At 44.8% G+C, this 20,640-nt stretch carries 23 protein-coding genes, 1 tRNA gene and 4 pseudogenes; 2 read left to right on the forward strand and 26 right to left on the reverse strand.

What is annotated here, in order from left to right; genetic code table 11:
* Positions 1-26 precede the first annotated feature (26 nt).
* The 7 genes and pseudogenes from C3V36_03040 to C3V36_03070 form a co-directional block, all read right to left on the reverse strand.
* Positions 27-131 (reverse strand): annotated as a pseudogene (locus tag C3V36_03040) (arginase).
* A gap of 682 nt (positions 132-813) precedes the next feature.
* The gene (locus C3V36_03045; GenBank protein AVM68314.1) at positions 814-1,050 is read right to left on the reverse strand and encodes a hypothetical protein; all 237 of its coding nucleotides are present in this window, start codon (positions 1,048-1,050) and stop codon (positions 814-816) included.
* Between the two features lie 87 nt (positions 1,051-1,137).
* Entirely contained in the window at positions 1,138-2,517 is a 1,380-nt protein-coding gene (locus C3V36_03050) for a site-specific integrase (protein AVM68315.1), read from the reverse strand.
* 13 nt (positions 2,518-2,530) lie between these two features.
* Positions 2,531-2,746, reverse strand: coding sequence for a DNA-binding protein (locus C3V36_03055; GenBank protein ID AVM68316.1), 216 nt, complete (start codon positions 2,744-2,746; stop codon positions 2,531-2,533).
* Positions 2,719-3,153 (reverse strand): DNA-binding protein, encoded by a 435-nt coding sequence (locus tag C3V36_03060; GenBank protein ID AVM68317.1) that lies wholly within the window; start codon positions 3,151-3,153, stop codon positions 2,719-2,721. The genes C3V36_03055 and C3V36_03060 overlap by 28 nt, the downstream gene beginning before the upstream one ends.
* Positions 3,154-3,292: 139 nt before the next feature.
* A complete protein-coding gene (locus tag C3V36_03065) occupies positions 3,293-3,535 on the reverse strand; it encodes a DNA-binding protein (protein AVM68318.1) in 243 nt (80 codons plus the stop codon).
* Complete coding sequence (locus tag C3V36_03070; GenBank protein AVM68319.1) at positions 3,528-3,914, reverse strand: type II toxin-antitoxin system PemK/MazF family toxin; 387 nt, start codon at positions 3,912-3,914, stop codon at positions 3,528-3,530. Before C3V36_03070 ends, C3V36_03065 begins: the two co-directional genes overlap by 8 nt.
* A 338-nt stretch (positions 3,915-4,252) precedes the next feature.
* Here C3V36_03070 and C3V36_03075 point away from each other — a divergent pair.
* A pseudogene (locus C3V36_03075) lies at positions 4,253-4,398 on the forward strand (AraC family transcriptional regulator).
* A gap of 186 nt (positions 4,399-4,584) precedes the next feature.
* Here C3V36_03075 and C3V36_03080 read toward each other — a convergent pair.
* From C3V36_03080 to C3V36_03130, 11 genes and pseudogenes are all read right to left on the reverse strand, one after another.
* A pseudogene (locus tag C3V36_03080) lies at positions 4,585-4,734 on the reverse strand (group II intron reverse transcriptase/maturase).
* A 92-nt stretch (positions 4,735-4,826) separates the two neighbouring features.
* Positions 4,827-5,000, reverse strand: a complete 174-nt coding sequence (locus tag C3V36_03085; GenBank protein ID AVM70419.1) for an arginase — start codon at positions 4,998-5,000, stop codon at positions 4,827-4,829.
* Positions 5,001-5,188: 188 nt separating this feature from the next.
* Positions 5,189-5,629: an RNA polymerase subunit sigma-70 gene (locus C3V36_03090; GenBank protein ID AVM68320.1), complete on the reverse strand. Its 441-nt coding sequence runs from the start codon at positions 5,627-5,629 to the stop codon at positions 5,189-5,191.
* Positions 5,630-6,029: 400 nt separating this feature from the next.
* Entirely contained in the window at positions 6,030-6,455 is a 426-nt protein-coding gene (locus C3V36_03095) for a metal-dependent transcriptional regulator (GenBank protein ID AVM68321.1), read from the reverse strand.
* Positions 6,456-6,560: 105 nt separating this feature from the next.
* Entirely contained in the window at positions 6,561-8,036 is a 1,476-nt protein-coding gene (locus C3V36_03100) for an ABC transporter (protein AVM68322.1), read from the reverse strand.
* Positions 8,037-8,047: 11 nt separating this feature from the next.
* A complete protein-coding gene (locus C3V36_03105; protein ID AVM68323.1) occupies positions 8,048-8,770 on the reverse strand; it encodes an energy-coupling factor transporter transmembrane protein EcfT in 723 nt (240 codons plus the stop codon).
* A complete protein-coding gene (locus tag C3V36_03110) occupies positions 8,767-9,351 on the reverse strand; it encodes a hypothetical protein (GenBank protein AVM68324.1) in 585 nt (194 codons plus the stop codon). The genes C3V36_03105 and C3V36_03110 overlap by 4 nt, the downstream gene beginning before the upstream one ends.
* A gap of 24 nt (positions 9,352-9,375) precedes the next feature.
* Entirely contained in the window at positions 9,376-11,106 is a 1,731-nt protein-coding gene (locus tag C3V36_03115; GenBank protein ID AVM68325.1) for a multidrug ABC transporter ATP-binding protein, read from the reverse strand.
* Between the two features lie 2 nt (positions 11,107-11,108).
* Entirely contained in the window at positions 11,109-12,857 is a 1,749-nt protein-coding gene (locus C3V36_03120; GenBank protein AVM68326.1) for an ABC transporter ATP-binding protein, read from the reverse strand.
* 92 nt (positions 12,858-12,949) lie between these two features.
* Positions 12,950-13,159 carry a conjugal transfer protein gene (locus C3V36_03125; GenBank protein AVM68327.1) on the reverse strand — a complete coding sequence of 70 codons (210 nt, stop codon included), beginning with the start codon at positions 13,157-13,159 and terminating at the stop codon, positions 12,950-12,952.
* On the reverse strand, positions 13,156-13,815 hold the full coding sequence (locus tag C3V36_03130; protein ID AVM68328.1) for a TetR/AcrR family transcriptional regulator: 660 nt from the start codon (positions 13,813-13,815) through the stop codon (positions 13,156-13,158). The genes C3V36_03125 and C3V36_03130 overlap by 4 nt, the downstream gene beginning before the upstream one ends.
* Before the next feature lie 525 nt (positions 13,816-14,340).
* On the opposite strand from C3V36_03130, the gene C3V36_03135 reads away from it, so the two are divergent.
* A complete protein-coding gene (locus C3V36_03135) occupies positions 14,341-14,700 on the forward strand; it encodes a transcriptional regulator (protein ID AVM68329.1) in 360 nt (119 codons plus the stop codon).
* A gap of 27 nt (positions 14,701-14,727) precedes the next feature.
* Here the strand turns inward: C3V36_03135 and C3V36_03140 are convergent, their stop codons facing one another.
* From C3V36_03140 to C3V36_03175, 8 genes and pseudogenes are all read right to left on the reverse strand, one after another.
* Positions 14,728-16,491, reverse strand: a complete 1,764-nt coding sequence (locus tag C3V36_03140) for a transglycosylase (protein ID AVM68330.1) — start codon at positions 16,489-16,491, stop codon at positions 14,728-14,730.
* Between the two features lie 33 nt (positions 16,492-16,524).
* Positions 16,525-17,229 carry an SrtB family sortase gene (gene srtB, locus C3V36_03145; GenBank protein AVM68331.1) on the reverse strand — a complete coding sequence of 235 codons (705 nt, stop codon included), beginning with the start codon at positions 17,227-17,229 and terminating at the stop codon, positions 16,525-16,527.
* Positions 17,230-17,370: 141 nt separating this feature from the next.
* Positions 17,371-17,520, reverse strand: a pseudogene (locus C3V36_03150) (group II intron reverse transcriptase/maturase).
* Between the two features lie 92 nt (positions 17,521-17,612).
* Positions 17,613-17,786 (reverse strand): arginase, encoded by a 174-nt coding sequence (locus tag C3V36_03155; protein ID AVM70420.1) that lies wholly within the window; start codon positions 17,784-17,786, stop codon positions 17,613-17,615.
* A gap of 181 nt (positions 17,787-17,967) precedes the next feature.
* A tRNA-Arg gene (locus tag C3V36_03160) sits at positions 17,968-18,044 on the reverse strand.
* A gap of 318 nt (positions 18,045-18,362) precedes the next feature.
* Positions 18,363-19,463, reverse strand: coding sequence for an FAD:protein FMN transferase (locus tag C3V36_03165; GenBank protein ID AVM68332.1), 1,101 nt, complete (start codon positions 19,461-19,463; stop codon positions 18,363-18,365).
* A complete protein-coding gene (locus C3V36_03170; GenBank protein ID AVM68333.1) occupies positions 19,442-19,792 on the reverse strand; it encodes an ArsC family transcriptional regulator in 351 nt (116 codons plus the stop codon). Before C3V36_03170 ends, C3V36_03165 begins: the two co-directional genes overlap by 22 nt.
* A gap of 125 nt (positions 19,793-19,917) precedes the next feature.
* On the reverse strand, positions 19,918-20,544 hold the full coding sequence (locus tag C3V36_03175) for a hypothetical protein (protein ID AVM68334.1): 627 nt from the start codon (positions 20,542-20,544) through the stop codon (positions 19,918-19,920).
* Between the last annotated feature and the right edge of the window lie 96 nt (positions 20,545-20,640).

The raw sequence follows: 20,640 nt of genomic DNA on the forward strand, positions 1-20,640 counted from the left end.
GGGTACCACGCGTTTCTTTCCCTCTATCTATCTGCCACATTTACTATGTACGGTTCCGTACAGTTATTGGGCTTCGATGTGTTTTGCCATCTTACCCCCATACATAGCCTGATGTGGTTTCTGTTCGTCAGACCGGAGGTTTGCCTTCCGCTTCCTTCAGATTCCACCTCGCGATGGACACCCTTGCTGTTTGGCTATATCCTTCCCACTGCCGGGCGGATTCGGGACTTTCACCCGTTAGAAACGTGCGCCGCCGGGCGCACAAATAAGCCGGACGGCTCTTCCCTGAGCGCCGGCCTTTTTGCTCCGTATTTATAGCTTTAGAAGTTTCTGCCTCCATCCAGGCAGCAGCCAGAAAAACGTCAAAAAGCTGCAAACCTTTGTCTACAAAGGCTTACAGCTTTTTTGCCGTTCCCGAGGTGATTTGAACACCCGACCTACCGCTTAGGAGAGGCACTCCTAAAGGTCAATCAGCTACCTTCTAAGTTTAAATAATCCCCGTATTTACTGGGTTTTCACGGCATCAGGATGTTATCCTGTACCTCAGTATTTCTGCTGATTTTAAGGTGTTTTATGCACTTGAATTTGCAGGTGATTAGCAAAAAAGCAGGAGTTTGGAAAATACTAAATAGTAAAAACAAGCCGCTGCTGTGTGGATGCGTCCTTTCTGGTGTTAGGACGGCTCTCCTGATCTGCTCTGTAACTTCTCAAGAACAGTATGTAAATAATAGACTGAAAGAAAGAGGACAACCCATGTTGGATTGTCCTCTTGTGTTTCTTTTGGTGCAGATGCTTGCTCTATGATCTATTACTTCAATCTGCACACACTTTTCTTTTATGACTCATTATATCTTTTCTTTGCAACGCTTCCTGTATAACGGTATAAGGCACATCGAATACATAGCGTGAAAAATCTTCTAACTGTTTTTTAGGATAGGCAGACAGACAAAGGCGTTTCATCTCAAACCAGACGGCCCGCTTATGATAGGTCAGGTCGGATATATCCTGACATCCCATTTTGACCTGCATATCCGAAAAAATATCTTTCAATCAATCACTCCAATCTTAATACGATATAGCAGAAGGAGCCATTGCTCCATAGATGACTACGCATCCATTTGCAACGGCTCCTCAGTGTCATATGGTTTTCGCCAGTGATTTCAAAAGGGCTGCCATTTCTGGATTGGCAAGAAGTTTCTGAAGCAGCTCCTGTTCAGTCTGTGTTTCTTTAGGTTCGGTTGTTTCCTCCGGTTCTTCAACTGCTGGGGTTGATTTGCTCTGGTAGAACTGCTCCTCAAATCGTTGCGCATTTAAACGTCTGTCCTCGTCTATGATATGAGAATACACATCGGCTACCATCTTGACCTGTGCGTGGCCGGAATCCCCCTGTACGGATTTCATATCACCACCGTTGAGTTTCAGCTTATAAGTGATACTTGAATGTCTGAAACTGTGAAATACGACAGGCGGCAAGTCGTGATCTTTGATCAGCTTTCCTAAAGCTCGATTGATAACCTGTCCTTCAATCGGTCTGCCGCAGGAAGAAGCGAATACGAGATTAAAGTCCAAGTATTCGTCTCCAAACAGTGCCTTGTAGTTTTCAATTTCCTCGCGTCGATCAACAAGCATTTCCGCAACTGTTTTCGGAAGAAATATCTTTCGGATACTGGTTTTTGTTTTCGGCTCTTTCAGCACCAGCGCTGTGTGTGTACTTGCCAGCGCAGGCGGGAATTTAAAGACAACTCCTTTTTCACCCAACTGTTCCAACGCATTGCGATTAACACGCTGAAGCTCTTTGTTGACAAAGATGTAGGCACATCCATTTTTTATGCTGTCCTCTGAAATGTCGACACAGTCCCAGGTCAGTCCGAGAAGCTCACCCATTCGCAATGAGCAGGAAAAAGCAAGATTCAGTGCCAATGCCAGATTGTCATTGTCACAAACTTCCAATGCTTTGAACAGTGTTTCTGCTGTCCAGATTGCACGCTCTTTATGTTCTTCTTTTGGAAGGGTAGCATTAAGAACAGGATTCCTTGACATCAGTTCCCATTTTACTGCCTGATTAAAGGCATTGCGGAGCAACTTATGAATCTCTCTGACCGTATGAGCCGTGAGATATTCATTGTTCGGCCTGCGGTTATTTACCACCTTTGCCTTGACCGATAATAAGCTCTGATAGAATTTGTCCATCGTTCTCGGTGTCAGATCTTCCAGTTTAATATCTCCAATCAGCGGAGTAATATAATTGAAGATCAGGCTTCGCCTTGCTTCATAGGTCGATAATGCCCAGGTATTCACACCATAAATAGACATGTATTCTTCCAGAAGATCACTGACCGTCTTAGCGGAAGGGGCAATAAAAGTACCTGTCTCCTGTTCAAATTCAACCTGCACTTTGCGCTTTTTGGCTTCGGCATTAGTAGCAAATGTTTCCCACTTTTGCCTCTTTACGCCGTTTTCATCCGTATAGCTGTAAACCACAGAATAGCGGTTTTTTCTCTTAACAATAGATGCCATGTAAAACACCTCCTTATTCTCTTGTTTCGAGCCATGCATCAAAACTGCTTTTTACGATTCTGATGCCACGATTCAATCGAACACTCTGAAACACATTCTGATTTATCAGCTTATATGCAGTGGGGCGGCTTATTCCAAGAATCTGCCGAATTTCTGCAACAGTATAGCTTTTCTTATTCGGAGCAGTTTTTGAAACTCCATTTAATTCAGCGATGCGATCTTCAAACATGCTGCCACCTCCTCATTTTTGATAACTTTCTTATAGTGAGATTGCGAATTGTACCAATCTTCAAAGCTATCTATGTAAATACGGGTATACATGCCAACCTTTACCGTTTTGAAGGGTTTCTTCTTCATCAAGTCATATAGGGTTCCTTCAGCAATCCCAAGTAAGCGGGCAGTTTCCTGAATTGACATTGTGATGGATTTCCAATTCTTTCCCGGTGCTTCACCAATTATTTTCTTATAATGAAGCTGGTTAGCGTACCAGTTTTCAAAGCTCTCGATCATCACACGCATCTTACCGCCTATGATGACCGTATCAAAATAGTTCTTTTTCACGAGCCAGTATGATTCCGTCTTGCCAAGCCCAAGAAGCCGACGCATTTCTCGCACGGACATGCTTTTCTTTTTCATTGTGTTTTCCTCCGATTCATTTTTTTCGGCTCGTCAGCCGTTAGGGTATGCTATATAGCCAAGCATCTCTGCTTGGCTATATAGTAGGGAAAACCGAAGAAAAAGTGAAATGTGCAAATTCGATAGTTCAAGGGATTTTTCACACTTGACAAGTATCCATCTGTTTATCAAGCCACTCGTCAAAGCTCTTTTTTGAAATACGGATATTGCCGCCGATACGGACACTGTGGAATACGCCGGATTTCACAAGATTATAGGCAGAATTCCTGCCGATGCCTAAAATGTCCTGGATCTCATCTACTGTATAAATTCTTTTCTCATATGGAATACTCGGCATAGCTTCTGTATCCTTATTTAATGCTGCAATTCTATCCTCAAACATGAGAAATCCTCCTTTCTGCTTTCAGCTCTTTTTCTGCGCCCATGCTGATGAATAGGGGTAAAACAATCTTTTCCATAGATTGTTTATCAAGCTGTGTTACCTTCTCTTTGAGACGGCTTTTGTCAATCGTGCGCACCTGTTCAAAGAGAATAATTGAATTTTCGGGAAGCCCGTCAACATCTTCCAAATAGTAATGTGTCGGCAGCTTCGTTTTCTTTCGTACTCGGCTCGTAATGGCAGCAACAATGACCGTAGGGCTGAACCTGTTTCCTGTATCATTGGAAAGAATGAGGACAGGTCTTGTGCCGCCCTGTTCAGAGCCGATATGCGGATCAAGTTTTGCGTAGTAAATATCTCCACGCCTGACAGTTCTTTTCATTTGAATGCCCTCCAATCTATATTTGACATACGGTTTCTGTCTATGTAATAAGCCAGGCAAAAGGCTTTTCGAGGTCGGGAGCATATAAAACAAAGCTCTGTTCTCAGTAATAACCTTGTGTCTGGCTTTATGGTCATGGCATTTCTATTTGTCCTCGACACCCCGAAATGCAAATGCGCAAAAGCGCAGGGAAGTCGCCAAACGGTCAGCAGCGAACTGACTCCACGGGAGTTTCACCCCAACTGACGGTCTGCCAGAGCCGCCCTCATTGCCTGCGGCGGATTGGATACCGCTCGGACTGTGACTGGACGGGAGTACCATTATGCTCTTTGTGGGTTATGGCGAAACCGGGGGCTACCCGATATTTGGAGTCAGTATAGGCTCGCTCACCACCTTTCATCGCTATTTGCTTGTCGGCAGGTCTTGGCGTACTGCTCCGCACGCTTATGCTCATCACAATCACAAAGAGGAAGTATTTGGCGAATGACTATTTGGTTGTCAAGGAACAATCCTGTTTTCGCCACACAATCGGGTAGGAGGTAGATAATTATTTTATCTACCGACCTCCCACACCACCGTGCGTACCGTTCGGTACACGGCGGTTCTTTAGTTTTCACATATTTTCATATAGTACTCTGTGAATGTCGGATAGCCGAGTTCACGGAGTTTCCGTCTGAAAATCTGTGATGGTGTCGCTTCTTTCAGTAATCCTCTGATGATCGGACACTTCTGCATACTCTTTCTGTTCCGCAGATACCATTTGCAGATAGTCCTCTATATGAAGTTGTCTGTCCTTAACTCCATCATTGGTTACATTCACTTACTAACACCTCCTAAAGTTCAGTCCTTCCCATTCTGTTTGCAACCATAATGGTACTATGACTTTTGCTGACTTCTTGCCATTCGTTGTTACTATGGCTTCTTACTCTGTTTCCACCACTGACAAGACCTCCCTCGGTACCACACGTTTCTTTCTCTCCACCTATCTGCCACATTTACCATAGCTAATTCCGAGTAGTTATTGGACTTCAGTTTGTCATGCAACCTTATCCTTAGCCATAGCCTGATGTGATTTCTATTCGTCAGACCGGAGATTTGCCATCCGACTTCCTTCAGACTCCACCTCACGATGGACACCCTTGTCTTCGGCTATATCCTTCCCACTACTAGGGCGGATTAGGGACTTTCACCTTTTAGAAACGTGCGCCGCAAGGCACACAAGGAAAACAGGGTGGAGGATTTCGTCCTCTCACCCTGTCGCCAATGGGAAACTATCAATTTCCCCTCATATTAAAATATTTTTTTATTTTTTCTTTCAGCCTGTCCATGCGTCTGTAAACCGCCTTTTCGGTAATCTTCAGATACCTGGCAATTTCATGAGTGCTATACCCCTGGATCTTCATCAGAACGATCTGCAGGGTAAGCCTGTCCACTGTGATCAGTACATGATACAATTCCTGATTTTCAATATGATCCAAAAAATCCTGTACTGTTTTCGGTTCTGCCTGATCTGTGGATGCTGCAACAGTATCAAGGTATGTACCTGTTTCCTGCACACGTTCATAATATCGTCTGTCTGAATTAAATGCCTGACGGTCATAAAGACGGATTGCTTCAATTATATCTTCAGAAACACCGCTGTCTCTTAAAATCTTTTCCTCTTTCTCTTTCCAGAGCTTCCATTTGCGCTCTGCTTTTCCATGGTTATATGCCATTTTCCTTACCTCCAATCTGATTTGTTTGAACATTCAGATTGGAAAGGGTGGAGAACGGCAGCCAATACCGGAAGAAGGCTTGTCCTTTTTCCCGACAAATATCGACAAACAAAAAACCGCAAAGGCTGTTAAACCTTTGCGGCAGTGAGAAAAATAAGAACTACGTTGTAGATATAAAACTTCTACATTAGGGGCGTGAGAGTGCCACCAACAGCAGAAGATTTTTTTGACAGGCTATCCTCATTCCTGTATGAAATTATGTAGGTAGTTGCTGCTGTGGATAAGCAGCGGGGCGGCTGAAGCAGACCAGCACATAAAAAATCCCTCCAAACCCAAAACGGGTTCAGAGGGAAGATGTGTAATAAGGCATGATGAAGCCGCCCACCGAAACACCGTTTTTTTATTCGGTGGGCTTATCCTTTATCTCTTTTGACCGGGCAGAAATCTCGCTTTCCTGATTTCTAAAGGCGGCCTTTTTCAACCGTTCAAAGCTTTCATTACTGATTACATGTTCTATACGGCAGGCATCGACCTCTGCAGTTTCTGGATCAACACCTGCTGCGATAAGCTGTTCTGTAAAGAAGCAATGACGTTCATAAATCTTTTCGGCAACCTCGCGGCCCACATCGGTCAAATGGAGAAGGTGATCTTCATCCATTGTGATAAAGCCGCCGTCTTTCAGGGTGTTGACCGCCACACAAACACTCGGTTTTGACACTCCCATGTGCCGGGCAACATCCACGGAGCGCACCATGCCGAGTTTCTTTTGGAGAACAAGGATGGCTTCCAGATAGTCCTCCCCTGACGGAGTTATTGCTGACTTCATAAACTCTTTTTGCTCTTGTTCCTGCCTTTTTTGTATTTCCGTAATCGCTTCACGGACAATTAAAGAGAAAATCTTGGTGTGCCCCCTTTCTTTGAACTCGATTTCCTACATTTCTTGAATTACGGAGAAGAAATCCCGCAAGCGTTGTCGGTTATCAGCAGACCATCCGCCGCTCCATTTAATCCTCCCCATCTCCATGAAAATAAAGAAATTGCAGCACTCGGCAATCAGTTCTGGATCATGTGTGATGATGAACAGCGTCTTACCCATCGCAGAAAGTTGGCGGATATTTTCCGCCACTTCAATCATGTGGTGATAGTCAAGTCCACTTGTCGGTTCATCAAATACTAATATTTTCTTTCTCGACGACAATGCGCTTGCCACAGCAACACGCTGTTTTTGGCCGCCGGAGAGAGAAAGCGGATGCAACTCCTTTAGGGGAAGTAAATCCATACTTTTTAAGATGTTTTCAGCTTCTGGTCGATTTTTTTCCTCACTTCCCGGCATACCAATCAAGACTTCTTCTTCCACACTCTCTGTAAAAAGCTGGTGGTTCACATCCTGCATGACAAGGTAACTGTTTTTCAATCTCTTTTTGCGGTTTAATACTTCACCTTCTATACTAATCTCACCGGTAGCTTTCCTCTCCAATCCGCAAAGGCACCGGGCAAAAGTTGTTTTCCCGGTACCATTGTTACCGATAATGCCGACAACAGCCCCCGCAGGAATAGATAAAGACGGTATATCCAAATCCAGTACGCCATTATAGGAAAAATGAAAGTTTTTCATTTCCAATATGCCGTTTCCATGACACATGGGTGGCACTCTCTCGAATGTTACTGGCACAATGGAACGAAGTCCTCTCTGCTTAATTACCTCTACCGGAAGGTTCCAAAACTGCTTTGCGGGAACATCCTCCACAATTTGCCCATCCTCCATATAGATCACCCTATCAGCAACCGCTTTCAGATAATTCAAGCGATGTTCCGCAATGATTACAGTTTTTCCATTGTTCTTCCACACAGCGATAATATCCGCAAGTATCTGTATAGAACGGCAGTCCAGATTTGAGGCAGGCTCGTCTAAGACCATCACATCGGGGTCGGGCATTGTAACAGAAGCACAGGCGATTTTTTGCTTTTCACCGCCGGAGAGGTGAAACAAATTCCGTTCCAGCAAATTATCAAGGTCAAAATCATGAGATATTTGTTCCAAACGCTTTTTAATATCGGGAACAGGCCAGCCCATATTCTCGCAGCCAAATACGGTCTCACTGGTAGAATCCACATTAAAAAACTGAGAGCGCGGATTTTGAAATACCGATCCTACCAGCTTTGCCGTTTCGCAAACAGGCTGTTTGGAAACCTTTTTTCCTGCGACAAGCACTTCTCCTTCTAAAGTCCCGTCATAGTAATAGGGAATCAGGCCATTGATTAACCGTGTGATCGTTGTTTTTCCGCAACCAGATTTTCCGCACAAAAGGACTACCTGACCTTTGGGAACATGAAAACTAATCTGCCGCAGGCTGTTTTTCTGTGCGCTGTCTTTATAGCCAAACGATACATTCTGAAATTTAATCATAGCAGACCTCCCTAACAGATAAGATAGACAAGAAATACGCCTGTCATTAAAAGTAGTAAGCATATATCACATGCCTTGAATCCAATTGTACAGTAATTGCTTCGCTCATTCTGACGGCCAAGACCTCTCGTAACAGCAGCGGCAGACAATTCATCACCGATTTTTACCAAAGAAACGATCAATGGCACAAGGCGATATTCTGCCATCGCAATAGGGCCTTTTCGAATTCCAATTCCCCGAAGCCGCATAGCGTCTTGAATGGAAGCATATTCATCTCCTACGGTTGGGAAAAAGCGAAACATGACGGAGACGGGAATGATCAATTTCTGACTGATGTGCATTCGTTTCATAGCCGCAATAAATTCGCTTACCCGTGTTGTTCTGAGCATATAATACGCAAACATAAATCCGGGGACAATTCGGGTAATCATGTGACTGAAAAATCGAATCAGGAACCCGCCGAGGCTCATGCCGGATATATACTGTAAGAAAAATTCCGCATTCCACGAAACCACATATAACACAAGGTAAATAACCGCTGTTTTCGTCATTCTTGCGTTCAGTAGAAACAAGAACGCAAGAATGGCCAGAAATGGTTTTAAGTAGACGGAAACACCTTCCGTCAGCGATGTCAACATGACAATATTGAAAATCAGCAGAGCATAGAGCTTTGTCCTTGGGTCGAAGGAAACAACGGATAGTTGACTGTATTTTCCCACTTTGTTTGCCATCATATGATCCCCGCACGCTTGAAATGCTTTTTTAAGATAGCGCGGCCAATATACGCGCCTACGATTGCGCCCACAATCACACACACAATGTCAACGGGAATCATATAGCTTTTCACTACGGCAGACACGGCCTCCACATAGGCGTCCCCCTGACTGGCGCGGTAGCTTTCCAGATAAGCATCTTTATAAAGGAACATGATAACCTGGGAACCAATGACCCACTCGCTGAACACGCAATAAGCAATCAGCATATGTTTCCAGCTTTTGTATTGCCCGACTCTCAGGATAAAATCAGCGGCAAGCCCGCAGATCAGGCTCGTGCCAATGGCGTAAGGCCCATATCCCATCACGAAAGTCGCAATTCCCATAAGCAGACAAAGAATCGTGACCATTCCGAATTTATCTGTCTTAGTAAAAAACAGGATGCAGGGGATTCCTCCGAGGACGGCAAGCACCACCGAATAAAATACCGTCATGACCGGTATAAATCCAGTAATCCCGGCAATAAAAAATGCGATGAAATAAAGTACTGCAAAAATACCGATATTGACAAGATCCTTAACTCCAATTCGTTTCTTTTCCATTTTCGTTGTCCTTTCTATTGTTAATTATATTTTCCATCCGATTGCCTGTTTGCGTCGGCCAATGAAATCGGAATAGATTCCGCCTTGTTCCATGAGCTGCTCGTGCGTACCCTGCTGGACAATCTTTCCTTTATTCAGTACAACGATCTGATCCGCGTTCCGAACCGTTTTCAGTCGATGGGCAATCATAATGACCGTTTTATCTTTGGTAAGAGCTTCAATCGCCGCCTGCAAACGGTCTTCGTTTTCCGGGTCAACGTTCGCCGTTGCCTCATCAAAGATAACAATGGGGGCGTCCTTTAACATGGCTCTGGCAATGGAAATCCTTTGCTTTTCACCGCCGGAAAGGGAAGCGCCGCCTTCGCCGATTACGGTGTTATAACCATCCGGCAGAGTTGAAATGAAATCATCACAGCAAGCCTTCTTTGCGGCTTCAATAACCTCCTCATGGGTGGCTTCCGGTTTTCCAAACTTAATATTATTCTCAATCGTATCATCAAAGAGATAGACATTCTGGAATACCATACTGATGTTTCTCAGCAGACTGTCAAAGGTATATTCCTTCACATCCTGTCCGCCGATGGAGATGCCGCCGCTGTTTACATCCCAAAAGCGGGCAATCAGATTGCAAAGGGTCGTCTTGCCGGAACCGGAAGGCCCGACAATCGCAGTCAAACTCTTATCCGGGATTGTCAGAGAAACCGATTTTAGAACAGGCCGTTTCTCATAAGAGAATGTTACGTCATGAAACTGAATGTTGTGGGAATCCGGTGTAATGGTACGTCCTTTTTCATCCATAACCGGAACATCATCAATCTCGTTTGCCCGGTTGATGGAATTTTCTGTAATACGCAGATTTGCCATGCTGCTGCCTGCGATTTTAAGTTGTTCATATACCATAAAGGACGCAACCATCATCATCAAACAGTATACCAGCGACATACTGCCATCCAGATAAAAGCAGACCGAAGCAAATATGACCAGCACGCTGAACAGATACAGAATTACCTGTTGGATTGCTACATATGGATTCATCGCTTTTTCCAGTACCATGTTTTTACGGAAGCTTTCATCAATGGCATTGTCAACCTTTTTCCCTTTGTTAAAATCAAGGTTGAAGGCTTTTACAACGCTCATTCCCTGAATCGTCTCCAGAACCGTTTCCACAAGCATGGCCTGTGCTGCCTGTCTCTTCGGCACGTCTGATCTGGATTTCTTCTCCATGAGAGAGACCACGACAAGGAACAGGATAATCCCCACAAACACGATCATACCGATACGCCAGTCAAAAATGAGAATCGCAAGGCAGAAAACAAACGAGGTCAGAAAACCACCAAGAGAAGTAACCAAAACAACAGGTGCGGCACTTTCTACATCACTCAAAATCGTGGTGGCGATTGCCGTGATATTGCCCAAACTGTTTTGGTTGAAATAGCCCATAGGAACCACTTTCAATTTATCACCAATCTGCACACGTTTATCAGCAACCATAAAATATCCGGCGTGGGTACGCTGAAGCTGCGATATGTACTGTGTCACGATTCTACCGGCAATGCTTAATACCATAATCCCAAATGCAGCCAACGAAGCAGAGTTATCTGTATTTCCTGTTACCAGTGCATCCAGAATCATGAAAAGTGCGCCAAGTTGAGCCGCATAAAAAACTGCATTGATAAATCCCCAAATAATCGAATTGCGGATATTCTTTTGTTCAGAACCAGCAAAGCTCCAAATCTTCTTAAATACGCCAATCATTCTTAATCACCGTCCTTTGCTCCAATATGCGCGTTCCACATCTCCTGATACAAAGGAGACCTGTGCAGCAATTCATCATGCGTTCCTATATCTTCAATTCTGCCCTCTTTTACAACAACAATCTGATCGGAATCGGTAATGGTGGAGAGCCGGTGTGCGATTACGATCAAGGTTTTTCCAGAAACCAGCTTTCCAATGGCCGTCTGTAAAACAGCCTCATTTTCCGGGTCAAGATATGCGGTGGCCTCATCTAAAATTACGATAGGAGCATTTTTCAGCATAGCGCGGGCAATGGCAATTCGCTGGCGTTCACCGCCAGATAAATGACCACCGGCGCTGCCGACACGAGTGTCATATCCCTGTTCCAGTTCCCGAATAAATTCATCGCAGCCCGCATCTCTTGCGGCCTGTTCTACTTCGGCATCCGTAGCGCCTTTCCGTCCCATGCGTATATTTTCCCGCACCGTATCATCAAACAGATAATTGTCCTGTGATACATAGGCAATATGATCTGCAAGCTGGTTCTGCGGTATTTTTTTCAGGTCGCAGCCGCCAAGCGTGATCTCGCCTCCGCCCACATCCCAAAATCCTGCAATCAGCTTTGCAATGGTGCTTTTTCCGCTACCAGACGGTCCAACCAATGCGGTCACAGTTCCGGGTCTGATTTTCAGCGTAATTCCATGCAAAATCTCTTTCTTATCCGCATGATAGGAAAATGTCACCTGATTCATTTCAATGGTCAAATCCTTCAACTCGACTTCTTCCATCGGGCGAACCAGTTCTTCCTTATCCAAAATTCCGCAGACCTCGCCGACTACCGTTCCCATTGCGGCGATACTGTCCATATAATTGCTGGCGGCGAGGATAGGGCCGATGATTCCTAAAGAAATAATAATAACTGTAATAAAATCCGTCATAGCAAGACTGCCACCCGCATAAAATAGGAACCCAATGGGCAGTACGGTTAAAAGTGTTGCAGGACAAATGGCAGTATAAGCAGACATGGGCCACTGGCAGCTTTTCATCCAGTTATAGAAATAAGACGCATCATAATTTACTGCATCTGTATATTTTTGATATGATTTTGCGCTTTGACTGAATGCTTTTATCACCTCAATACCGTTTACATACTCTACAACGGCATTATTCATCTGCTGGCTTGCTTGAACGGAACCCTCATACTTTGCCGGATAGGTGCGAAACATAATCATTACAAAACACATTCCCAGGGGTAGAGTAATCAGAATAACTAAAGCCATCCGCCAGTCCAAAACAAAAACATAAATCAGCAGGATAACGGGAATCAACATATTCGCCGATATTTCCGGTATCATATGAGCCAATGTTGTTTCCAATCCCTCGACACGGTCAACAATGGTATCCTTCAGCCGCCCGGAAGGGGTGTCTAAAATCACACCCATAGGTAGGCGGGAGAGTTTTGAAAGCAGTTTTTTGCGAATTTCTTTCAAAACCTCAAAGGTGGCGGTATGCGATACGGATGTTGACCAAATGGAAAACAGCACTTTCAGCAAATATCCAGCTGCCGCCATCAGGCAGTATGCGGCAAAGAATGAAATCTCTTTTGTGCCGCCGATCAGTGCGATCAGCATTCTTGCAACAGCAAAATAAGGAATAATTCCAGCCGCAACACCCAAGATTGCCAGAACGATTGATAGTGCATATTTTTTCTTTTGTTTCCCCGCCAATCCCATTAACCGGGATAACGGATTTTCTAATTTCCTTTTGTCCATAATAAACCTCCTTGTTCTCACCATGGTTAGATTTAGCTAACCATTTTGCAAAAAAGAAAAGCCGATAATTTGAGGAATTACGTTCCATCAAATTATCGGCTCGGCGTCGCTGCGTCTGGCTCGGATGATAATTGAATGACCATATTTTTAATATCTACAATGCTTTCCCGGTTGCACTTCCGGCAATATAACGGCCATCGGTGCGCCTCGGTATCCGGGTGGATTTTTGTACGAGTCTTTGCTCCGCAAGCAGGGCAATAAACCCATCCATCGGTGTCTACCCAAGTTTCAGTGTCAGTCAAGAAACACTCCCCCTTTCTCCATTCACTTGCTCTGCTTCATCACCCTCAAAAATCGTTTTCCAACCAGTGTTGTAAAATTTTCTTAACTTGCCGATATGCTCAGATGCCCGTTCCTGCGGCATGTTATGGATCACGATTTCAAATAAACCTGAGTAAAAGGCGTATGATAAGATGTGTGCTAATTCTGGTGTTAATCTTCCAGAAGAAAAAGCATCGTTATTCGTTTGCTCAATAAATTTCGTGGTACAATCTGTATCAATTTCAACAAGTCTGTGTAAAAATTCCTGATAGACTTTCGTTTCCCCACTCATCAAAAGGATTTTGAATATATCAAAATTTTCATAGATATACCCGAAAAACTTTTGAAATCCTTCGTCTGCATACGACCTTTCATTCGCTTTCTGCACTTCGCCCGGCAGAGCTTTGAAGCCTTCCAAAGCATTTTTTAAATAATTGCAAAGACCATCTGCCACAGGTTCTACTAAAGCACGATACAGGCTTTCTTTGTCGGGGTAACGGATGTAGATGACACCTTTGGTATATCCGGCCTTTTCCGCAATGATGCGCAGAGAAGTATTTTCATAACCGTTGGCTAAAAATTCTTCTTTTGCACACTCCAACAGTTTCTCTGTTACACCTTCTATGCGCTTTGCCATTACATCACCTCCACAAGTTAATTCTACTGGTATCAATTCCACCGGTATCAATATACCATGAAGTACTTTCGCTGTCAATAGGGCAGTTCAAATTGTTATTACAATACCTAACAAAAAACAATATGGCAGATTAAAAAACTCTGTAGGTGCTTTCCGTGTGTTCACCAGCTCACTCAGCCCAACCGGTTTGCTGCCCATAACTAAGGGCACCATCTAACACTTGGTTCACTATACAACAATCAAGCATAAACTTTCTGTTTTACAAACAACTTATTTAAAGATATTGTAAATTAAGCATCAAACTTCTATTAGGTGGCTAAAATCAAAAGGCGAAAAAGCACGAGAGATTTTGTTTGGAAGTGGAATCCCTTTATTTTATGAAAAAGAGCATCGAGAATCTGAAATTTTATCTCTATATATAAGATATAAAATCTCTTATTACCAGAAATTTCACATCGTTTCATAAGAACTCTGACCTCTGTACAATAGAAACGTAACATTATATTGCTACAAGGTGGTGAGCTTATGGACGAAAGAAACAACGATTTTGACTTTGATTTTATGCCCATTGGACAGGCGATCAAAAAAGCCCGTGAAGCCAGAGGAATGACCAGGGAGCAGCTTGCCGGGATTATTGGCTATGCTCCACGACACATTCAGTCCATTGAGAACGAGGGACAACATCCCAGTATTGAGCTGTTTATTCAGCTGATTACCATGTTCGATGTGTCTGTTGATGAATACATATTTCCTGAAAAAGAAGTTAAGAAAAGTTCCGCCCGCAGACGCCTAGACGCACAACTCGACAAACTCAATGATAGAGAACTGTCCGTCATAGAAGCAACTGTGAACGGGTTATGTATGGCAAAAGAGCCAGAGGAATAAAATCCTCTGGTTTTCTTTTGCTGATTTTTAATAGGCTGGAACACCGTATCCATAGATAAAGCTGCTTCCAACGGTATATTGTCTTTGTTTTACCACATCGCCGGAATTTCCTTCTACGGTGTAGACAACTCCGTTTTCGCATTTCTCTACAATACCTACATGGTCGGTTGAACCATCGCCTTCCCAATCGAAGAAAATAATATCTCCCGCAGTAGGCTCATAATTTCTGTCCTGCCATTGGTTCCGTTCTTTAAACCAGTTTGCGCCGCTGACACATCCTGCAAATTTCGGGATAAATCCACCTTCGATATAGCCGCATTGTTCTGCACACCATGAAACAAAGCAGGCGCACCATTCTTCCCGACTGCTGAAACCATACCATGACCAGTAGGGCTGTCCGCCCTCATTGCCAAGCTGCGTCAGGGCAACTTCCACGATTACCTGATTACCACCGCCGGTAAATGCCCGTCCAAATGGATAATAGCGCAGCACATGAGAAACATATTGGGTATCCCCATAGCTGGCCCATCCCAATCGCTCTGCCTGTATGGTAGAAAACTCTACCGCATTGGCATAAGTGTAGCCGCCGTAATTGGTCTGCGCCCATGAAATATAGCCATTTCCAAAGTTATATCCCTGCAGGGCGAGTTTAATCCGATCCATGTCCACGGGGTTTTCTACTTCTGCGGCATTCAGACAGGCCGCTAAATTCTGGATACCAACATTGATGGAATATTCCGGGTCTGTAATGCCATTCGGTGTATTTGGGTACTGTGTATTATACCCACATTCCGACGCCTGCATGGGGTCGTTTCCCTGTCCCCCAGACTCCTGCATCATGACAGCCTTGATAAGTTCCACATATTCAGGAATCCCATGCTGCCTTGCATATTCCTGGATCAGCGGATCGTAGGCTTCTACTTCTGCACTGACAGGGGTATAGGAATTACTTTCACTGCCGCCGCCAAACAGAGAGATTGCGCACCCAAGCAATACCACGATCAAAATGATCACTATTGCAATCCAGCCGCCTGCAACAATCGCTGCTATCAATGCTTTTGTTCCTGCAATGATTGCTTTGACAGCCGCTATGGTAGCTTTCACGGTTGTTTTAGCCGCCGCTGCAGATGCCTTTGCGGAGACTCTTGCCGCCTGCGCTGCTTTCTGTGCAGTTTTGGCAGAAGCCTTTGCCGCTGCCTGCGCGGTTTTGGTAGCCTGCTGTGTGGTCTTTATGGCCGCTTTAGAAGTCACCTGTGCTGTTTTTACGCTTCTTTCGGTTATTTTTACAGAGCCTTTTGCCGCTGTCTTAACGGTTTTTCCTGCGCTTCTGGCAGACTGCTTAATTGTTCTTTTGGTATCTGTTGATGTTTTTATGGTCTGGACAGAAGTATCCGAAACAGGAGAACGGCCTGCAGTTCCACAATGGATCTGCAAGCCGTTCTGTCCAGACACATTCCTTGCTGACCTCTGCTCAGCAGCTTTGGCAGCCCGCTTCTGCTTAAAATCAGCCATTTTGTCCTTTGCCTTAACGACAGTTTCTTTGGTAGTCTTAACGCCTTTTTGCCCTTGCTTATTGAACTGGTGGATACCCTCATCTTTTACCCGGTCAGAAGCATGGGCGATTTTATCCGCAGCATATTCCGTAGCAGAGCCTTCATTGGCGTAATATCCTTCTTCCGCTTTCTCCTTTGTCTTTGCATAGGCAGCTTTCATACGCTCTGAAGCAACGGCGGCTTTATCTATGGTCTTAATCGTGCCTTTGACTGCATCCCTGGTTTTAATATCTGCCATAGAAGCCCTCCTTTCTTAGAAGCTGTACTTTCCTCATGCAGCCTTTTTTGCTACCACAACAAGCCTTCCATTTGTGGCCGAATACTCACAGGTAGAAAGGGTAATCAGCCTGTCACCATAGTCTGCGGTAACACCCGTATCATACAGGGCAAGCTCTTTACACGTTTCGATATAGGCATCAAATTCTTCCTCATTCTCCGCATTCACAAAATCATAATAGCGGTAGCCGCTGGAGCTGTAAGCAACCGTCTTAAATACAGCAACGATCTCATACGCTGCCTGCTCTGTCAGAGTGTCAAACTGAATGGTTTTGTGTTCCTCATAAAAGCTCTTGGATTTATAATCCTCCAAAGCTCCAAACATGCGGTTGCCGCTGATGTGATGCCCGTAAATGATGAGATTGTCACTGGTAAGCAGATCACAGTTTTCCTGAATATACGGAGTACCTAAATCACTGTACTGCTTCTCAAAGTTGTGTTTGAGATAATAATTCGGTTCATCCTTTGTCTGCATAACAGGGTAGTTAATGGATGTGCCGGAAATGGAAATCCAGCCCACCATATCTTCATTTTGCAAATACAGCTCCTTGTATTTGGACAGGACATCTTGGCCTTCGCTAACGGGAACATCAGCAGGAACCGGTTCCTCATCGGGAGCCTGTGCCACCACTTCTGCAATCTCGTCAAATACTTCCGTCTGTTCGTCCAGCTGTTCATAGTGATCATAGATGTGGTAAATCGGGTAGGAGGTAGATAATTATTTTATCTACCGACCTCCCACACCACCGTGCGTACCGTTCGGTACACGGCGGTTCTTTAGTTTTCACATATTTTCATATAGTACTCTGTGAATGTCGGATAGCCGAGTTCACGGAGTTTCCGTCTGAAAATCTGTGATGGTGTCGCTTCTTTCAGTAATCCTCTGATGATCGGACACTTCTGCATACTCTTTCTGTTCCGCAGATACCATTTGCAGATAGTCCTCTATATGAAGTTGTCTGTCCTTAACTCCATCATTGGTTACATTCACTTACTAACACCTCCTAAAGTTCAGTCCTTCCCATTCTGTTTGCAACCATAATGGTACTATGACTTTTGCTGACTTCTTGCCATTCGTTGTTACTATGGCTTCTTACTCTGTTTCCACCACTGACAAGACCTCCCTCGGTACCACACGTTTCTTTCTCTCCACCTATCTGCCACATTTACCATAGCTAATTCCGAGTAGTTATTGGACTTCAGTTTGTCATGCAACCTTATCCTTAGCCATAGCCTGATGTGATTTCTATTCGTCAGACCGGAGATTTGCCATCCGACTTCCTTCAGACTCCACCTCACGATGGACACCCTTGTCTTCGGCTATATCCTTCCCACTACTAGGGCGGATTAGGGACTTTCACCTTTTAGAAACGTGCGCCGCAAGGCACACAAGAAAACGCCGAAAACCTTGAAAAATCAACGTTTTCGGCGGAGTTTTTGGCGTCGCTAAGAGGATTTGAACCTCCGACCTACCGCTTAGGAGGCGGTCGCTCTATCCAGCTGAGCTATAGCGACATTTAGAAAATCTATATTTAATTTTACTTGTTACCGTTTTCCTTTTCCTCCGGGGTGTATGTTTCAACACTTTCTTAGGAGGCGGTCGCTCTATCCAGCTGAGCTACGAGAACATTTATGAACGCGAGGTGACGCGGCGAAACTTCAAACTATTTCGGCTGCTGCGGCAAACTTCCTCTATATAAGTCTGACGAGGACATATCCGAACTTGGGATACCGGTATGCCGCGGCTCACCAGAAAAAGGAACATTCCGCTCTGAAACCGCGCCCTCAAACGTCTATTATCGTAGCATAGGAAAAGACAAAAGTCAATATTTTTTATTCCTTTGGCAAATACTCCGCAAAGCCTGACGAATACATAATTTCGCCATTACTTAACACCCACATCGCCTCTACCCCGGCAAGGCTCTCAATAAAACGGCGGCTTTCCTCCGGCGGCATGTTAAAAGCGGCGGTGGAGTAAGCGTCCGCCTTGCCGGAATCGGCGCATAAAATTGACACCGACTGAAAATAATCGGCCGGCAGCAGCGTATCCTCGTCAATAATATGATGATAGCGCTTGCCCTGCACCTCATAAAAACGCTGATAATTACCGCTGGTAACCAGACTTTCGGTTTTCAGCCAAACTTCCTCTATATATGAGTCCGGTGAGGAGGTATCCGGGTTTTGGATACCAATATGCCACGGCTCACCATTCGGTTTGGCACCGACCGCCCGGACATTGCCGCCGACATTTAACAAAAAAGCCGTCATTCCGGCTGCTCTCATCTCCTTCGCCACCCGCTCGACGGCATAGCCCTTGGCCAAAGCGCCGACATCTATGCTCATCTCCGGATCGCGCAGAAAAACAGTTCCCGCCTCTTCATCCAAAATCAAATCATCAATATTGGTATGTGCTGCTGCCGCCCGAAGCTTTGCCATATCCGGGAGCTTTGCCTGCTCCGGGTTTTCCATGCCCGCCTGTCGGAACTCATGCCAAATCCGCAGCACACTGCCAAAAGCAATATTGACCGCGCCGCCGCTCTGCTCATACATTTCCTTGCCAAACTTCAACAGGTCAAAAATAGCCGGTTCCACCAGCAAAGGCTCTTGACCGGCCGCTTGATTGACTGTCCATAATGTATCAATATAGGCGGATTCCTGATAGATATCATAAATTTTGGCGTAATATTCCAATCTGGCTCGAATATAGGCCAAATTTTCCCGGAACTCCTGCTCACTGGCCGCATAGCCGCTGATTTGGGTAACGGTATCAAATAAATCAAAAAACTGTTCCTGATATTTTTGGGGTTCTGGTTTTGCCGGCTGTGCGCAAGCCGTCAGCAGCCACAGCCCGGCCAGCAAAACCAGAGCCGCCCTCCCCGGCCGGAAGCAGCAGCCGGTTTTTTCCCTTATCCTCATCCTAATTTTTCGCTCCATTCCGTTTCCTTAAAGCCCACCAAAACCCAATCTCCGCCAATCAGGAGCGGCCGTTTGACCAACATGCCGTCACTGGCCAAAAGCTTTAACTGCTCATCCTCGCTCATTTGCGGGAGTCTGTCTTTTAAGTTCATTTCCTTATATAAAAGCCCGCTGGTGTTAAAAAAACGTTTCACCGGCAGGCCGCTGACCGCCAGCCAGTCCTTTAATTCCTCATAACCGGGATTTTCCGTTTTAATTGCTCTTTCCTGATAACTGATGTTCTTTTCGTCCAGCCACTTCTTAGCCTTTTGGCATGTAGTACACTTACTATAACAAATAAACTGCATTTTATTTTCCTTTCTTATTAAATACTCAACTTTCCCATAGTCTTTTTTGGCTCTATCCCGCTCAGAGAGTGAGTCCATGCATCGAGCCTAAAAAGGACCGTTCTGTCGGACATGGGAAAGTTAAGTTAAATATTCGGATTAATCCAGCCGCCGGCAATGGCGTAAGCCACCAGCCCCGCCCGGCCGCTCTTACCGGTCTTGCGCAGCAGGCTCTCGACATGGCGCTTTACCGTACTTTCGGTCACATACAGACTGTCGGCAATCTCCTTGTTGGAATGGTCCTGACAAATCAGGCGCAGGACCTCAATTTCCCTTTCCGTCAGCGGCGTTTGCCCCTCTTCAACCGGAATTTGATTGTTTTCCTCAGGAAACACCATCCGTCCCTCGTAAACAACTTCCTGCAAAATCTGAACAAACCTTTCCTCGGGATAGCTTTTCAGCAAAAAAGCGTCAACCCCGATCTCCCTGGCTCTGGGAATATAGGAAATCTCATCAAAGCCGGTCATCAGCAAAATCTTAATCTGCGGAAACTTTTCTTTAATCCGCTTGGCCATTTCCAGCCCATTGGTTGCTTTTTCCTTGGTTTGAATATCCAAAAAAATCGCATCCGGCTTTTTCCGTTCGCACCAAAGATCGGCAATCTCCGCCTGAATCAGACTGCCAACAATTTCATACCTATCCGCATCACCGAAGCAATTTTCCAAAAAACGCAGCGTTACCGCCTGATCATCGACAAACAATAACTTAATCACGAAAGTTCTCCTTCCTGCAGCAGTCTTTTTGATATCCGATTTCTTCTATCATTTTTTTATTTGGAGTTTGTCTTTTCCCTTAATTTTCTATTTGTT

It is taken from the genome of Lachnospiraceae bacterium oral taxon 500 (assembly GCA_002999035.1).
In the GTDB taxonomy this organism is placed as follows: domain Bacteria; phylum Bacillota; class Clostridia; order Lachnospirales; family Vallitaleaceae; genus W11650.

Excerpts from the sequence above, each read along its gene's own strand:
- C3V36_03050 (AVM68315.1), bottom strand. The coding sequence starts at position 2,517 with ATGGCATCTATTGTTAAGAGAAAAAACCGCTATTCTGTGGTTTACAGC.
- C3V36_03055 (AVM68316.1), bottom strand. The coding sequence starts at position 2,746 with ATGTTTGAAGATCGCATCGCTGAATTAAATGGAGTTTCAAAAACTGCT.
- C3V36_03060 (AVM68317.1), bottom strand. The coding sequence starts at position 3,153 with ATGAAAAAGAAAAGCATGTCCGTGCGAGAAATGCGTCGGCTTCTTGGG.
- C3V36_03065 (AVM68318.1), bottom strand. The coding sequence starts at position 3,535 with ATGTTTGAGGATAGAATTGCAGCATTAAATAAGGATACAGAAGCTATG.
- C3V36_03070 (AVM68319.1), bottom strand. The coding sequence starts at position 3,914 with ATGAAAAGAACTGTCAGGCGTGGAGATATTTACTACGCAAAACTTGAT.
- C3V36_03090 (AVM68320.1), bottom strand. The coding sequence starts at position 5,629 with ATGGCATATAACCATGGAAAAGCAGAGCGCAAATGGAAGCTCTGGAAA.
- C3V36_03095 (AVM68321.1), bottom strand. The coding sequence starts at position 6,455 with ATGAAGTCAGCAATAACTCCGTCAGGGGAGGACTATCTGGAAGCCATC.
- C3V36_03100 (AVM68322.1), bottom strand. The coding sequence starts at position 8,036 with ATGATTAAATTTCAGAATGTATCGTTTGGCTATAAAGACAGCGCACAG.
- C3V36_03105 (AVM68323.1), bottom strand. The coding sequence starts at position 8,770 with ATGATGGCAAACAAAGTGGGAAAATACAGTCAACTATCCGTTGTTTCC.
- C3V36_03110 (AVM68324.1), bottom strand. The coding sequence starts at position 9,351 with ATGGAAAAGAAACGAATTGGAGTTAAGGATCTTGTCAATATCGGTATT.
- C3V36_03115 (AVM68325.1), bottom strand. The coding sequence starts at position 11,106 with ATGATTGGCGTATTTAAGAAGATTTGGAGCTTTGCTGGTTCTGAACAA.
- C3V36_03120 (AVM68326.1), bottom strand. The coding sequence starts at position 12,857 with ATGGACAAAAGGAAATTAGAAAATCCGTTATCCCGGTTAATGGGATTG.
- C3V36_03130 (AVM68328.1), bottom strand. The coding sequence starts at position 13,815 with ATGGCAAAGCGCATAGAAGGTGTAACAGAGAAACTGTTGGAGTGTGCA.
- C3V36_03135 (AVM68329.1), top strand. The coding sequence starts at position 14,341 with ATGGACGAAAGAAACAACGATTTTGACTTTGATTTTATGCCCATTGGA.
- C3V36_03140 (AVM68330.1), bottom strand. The coding sequence starts at position 16,491 with ATGGCAGATATTAAAACCAGGGATGCAGTCAAAGGCACGATTAAGACC.
- C3V36_03165 (AVM68332.1), bottom strand. The coding sequence starts at position 19,463 with ATGGAGCGAAAAATTAGGATGAGGATAAGGGAAAAAACCGGCTGCTGC.
- C3V36_03170 (AVM68333.1), bottom strand. The coding sequence starts at position 19,792 with ATGCAGTTTATTTGTTATAGTAAGTGTACTACATGCCAAAAGGCTAAG.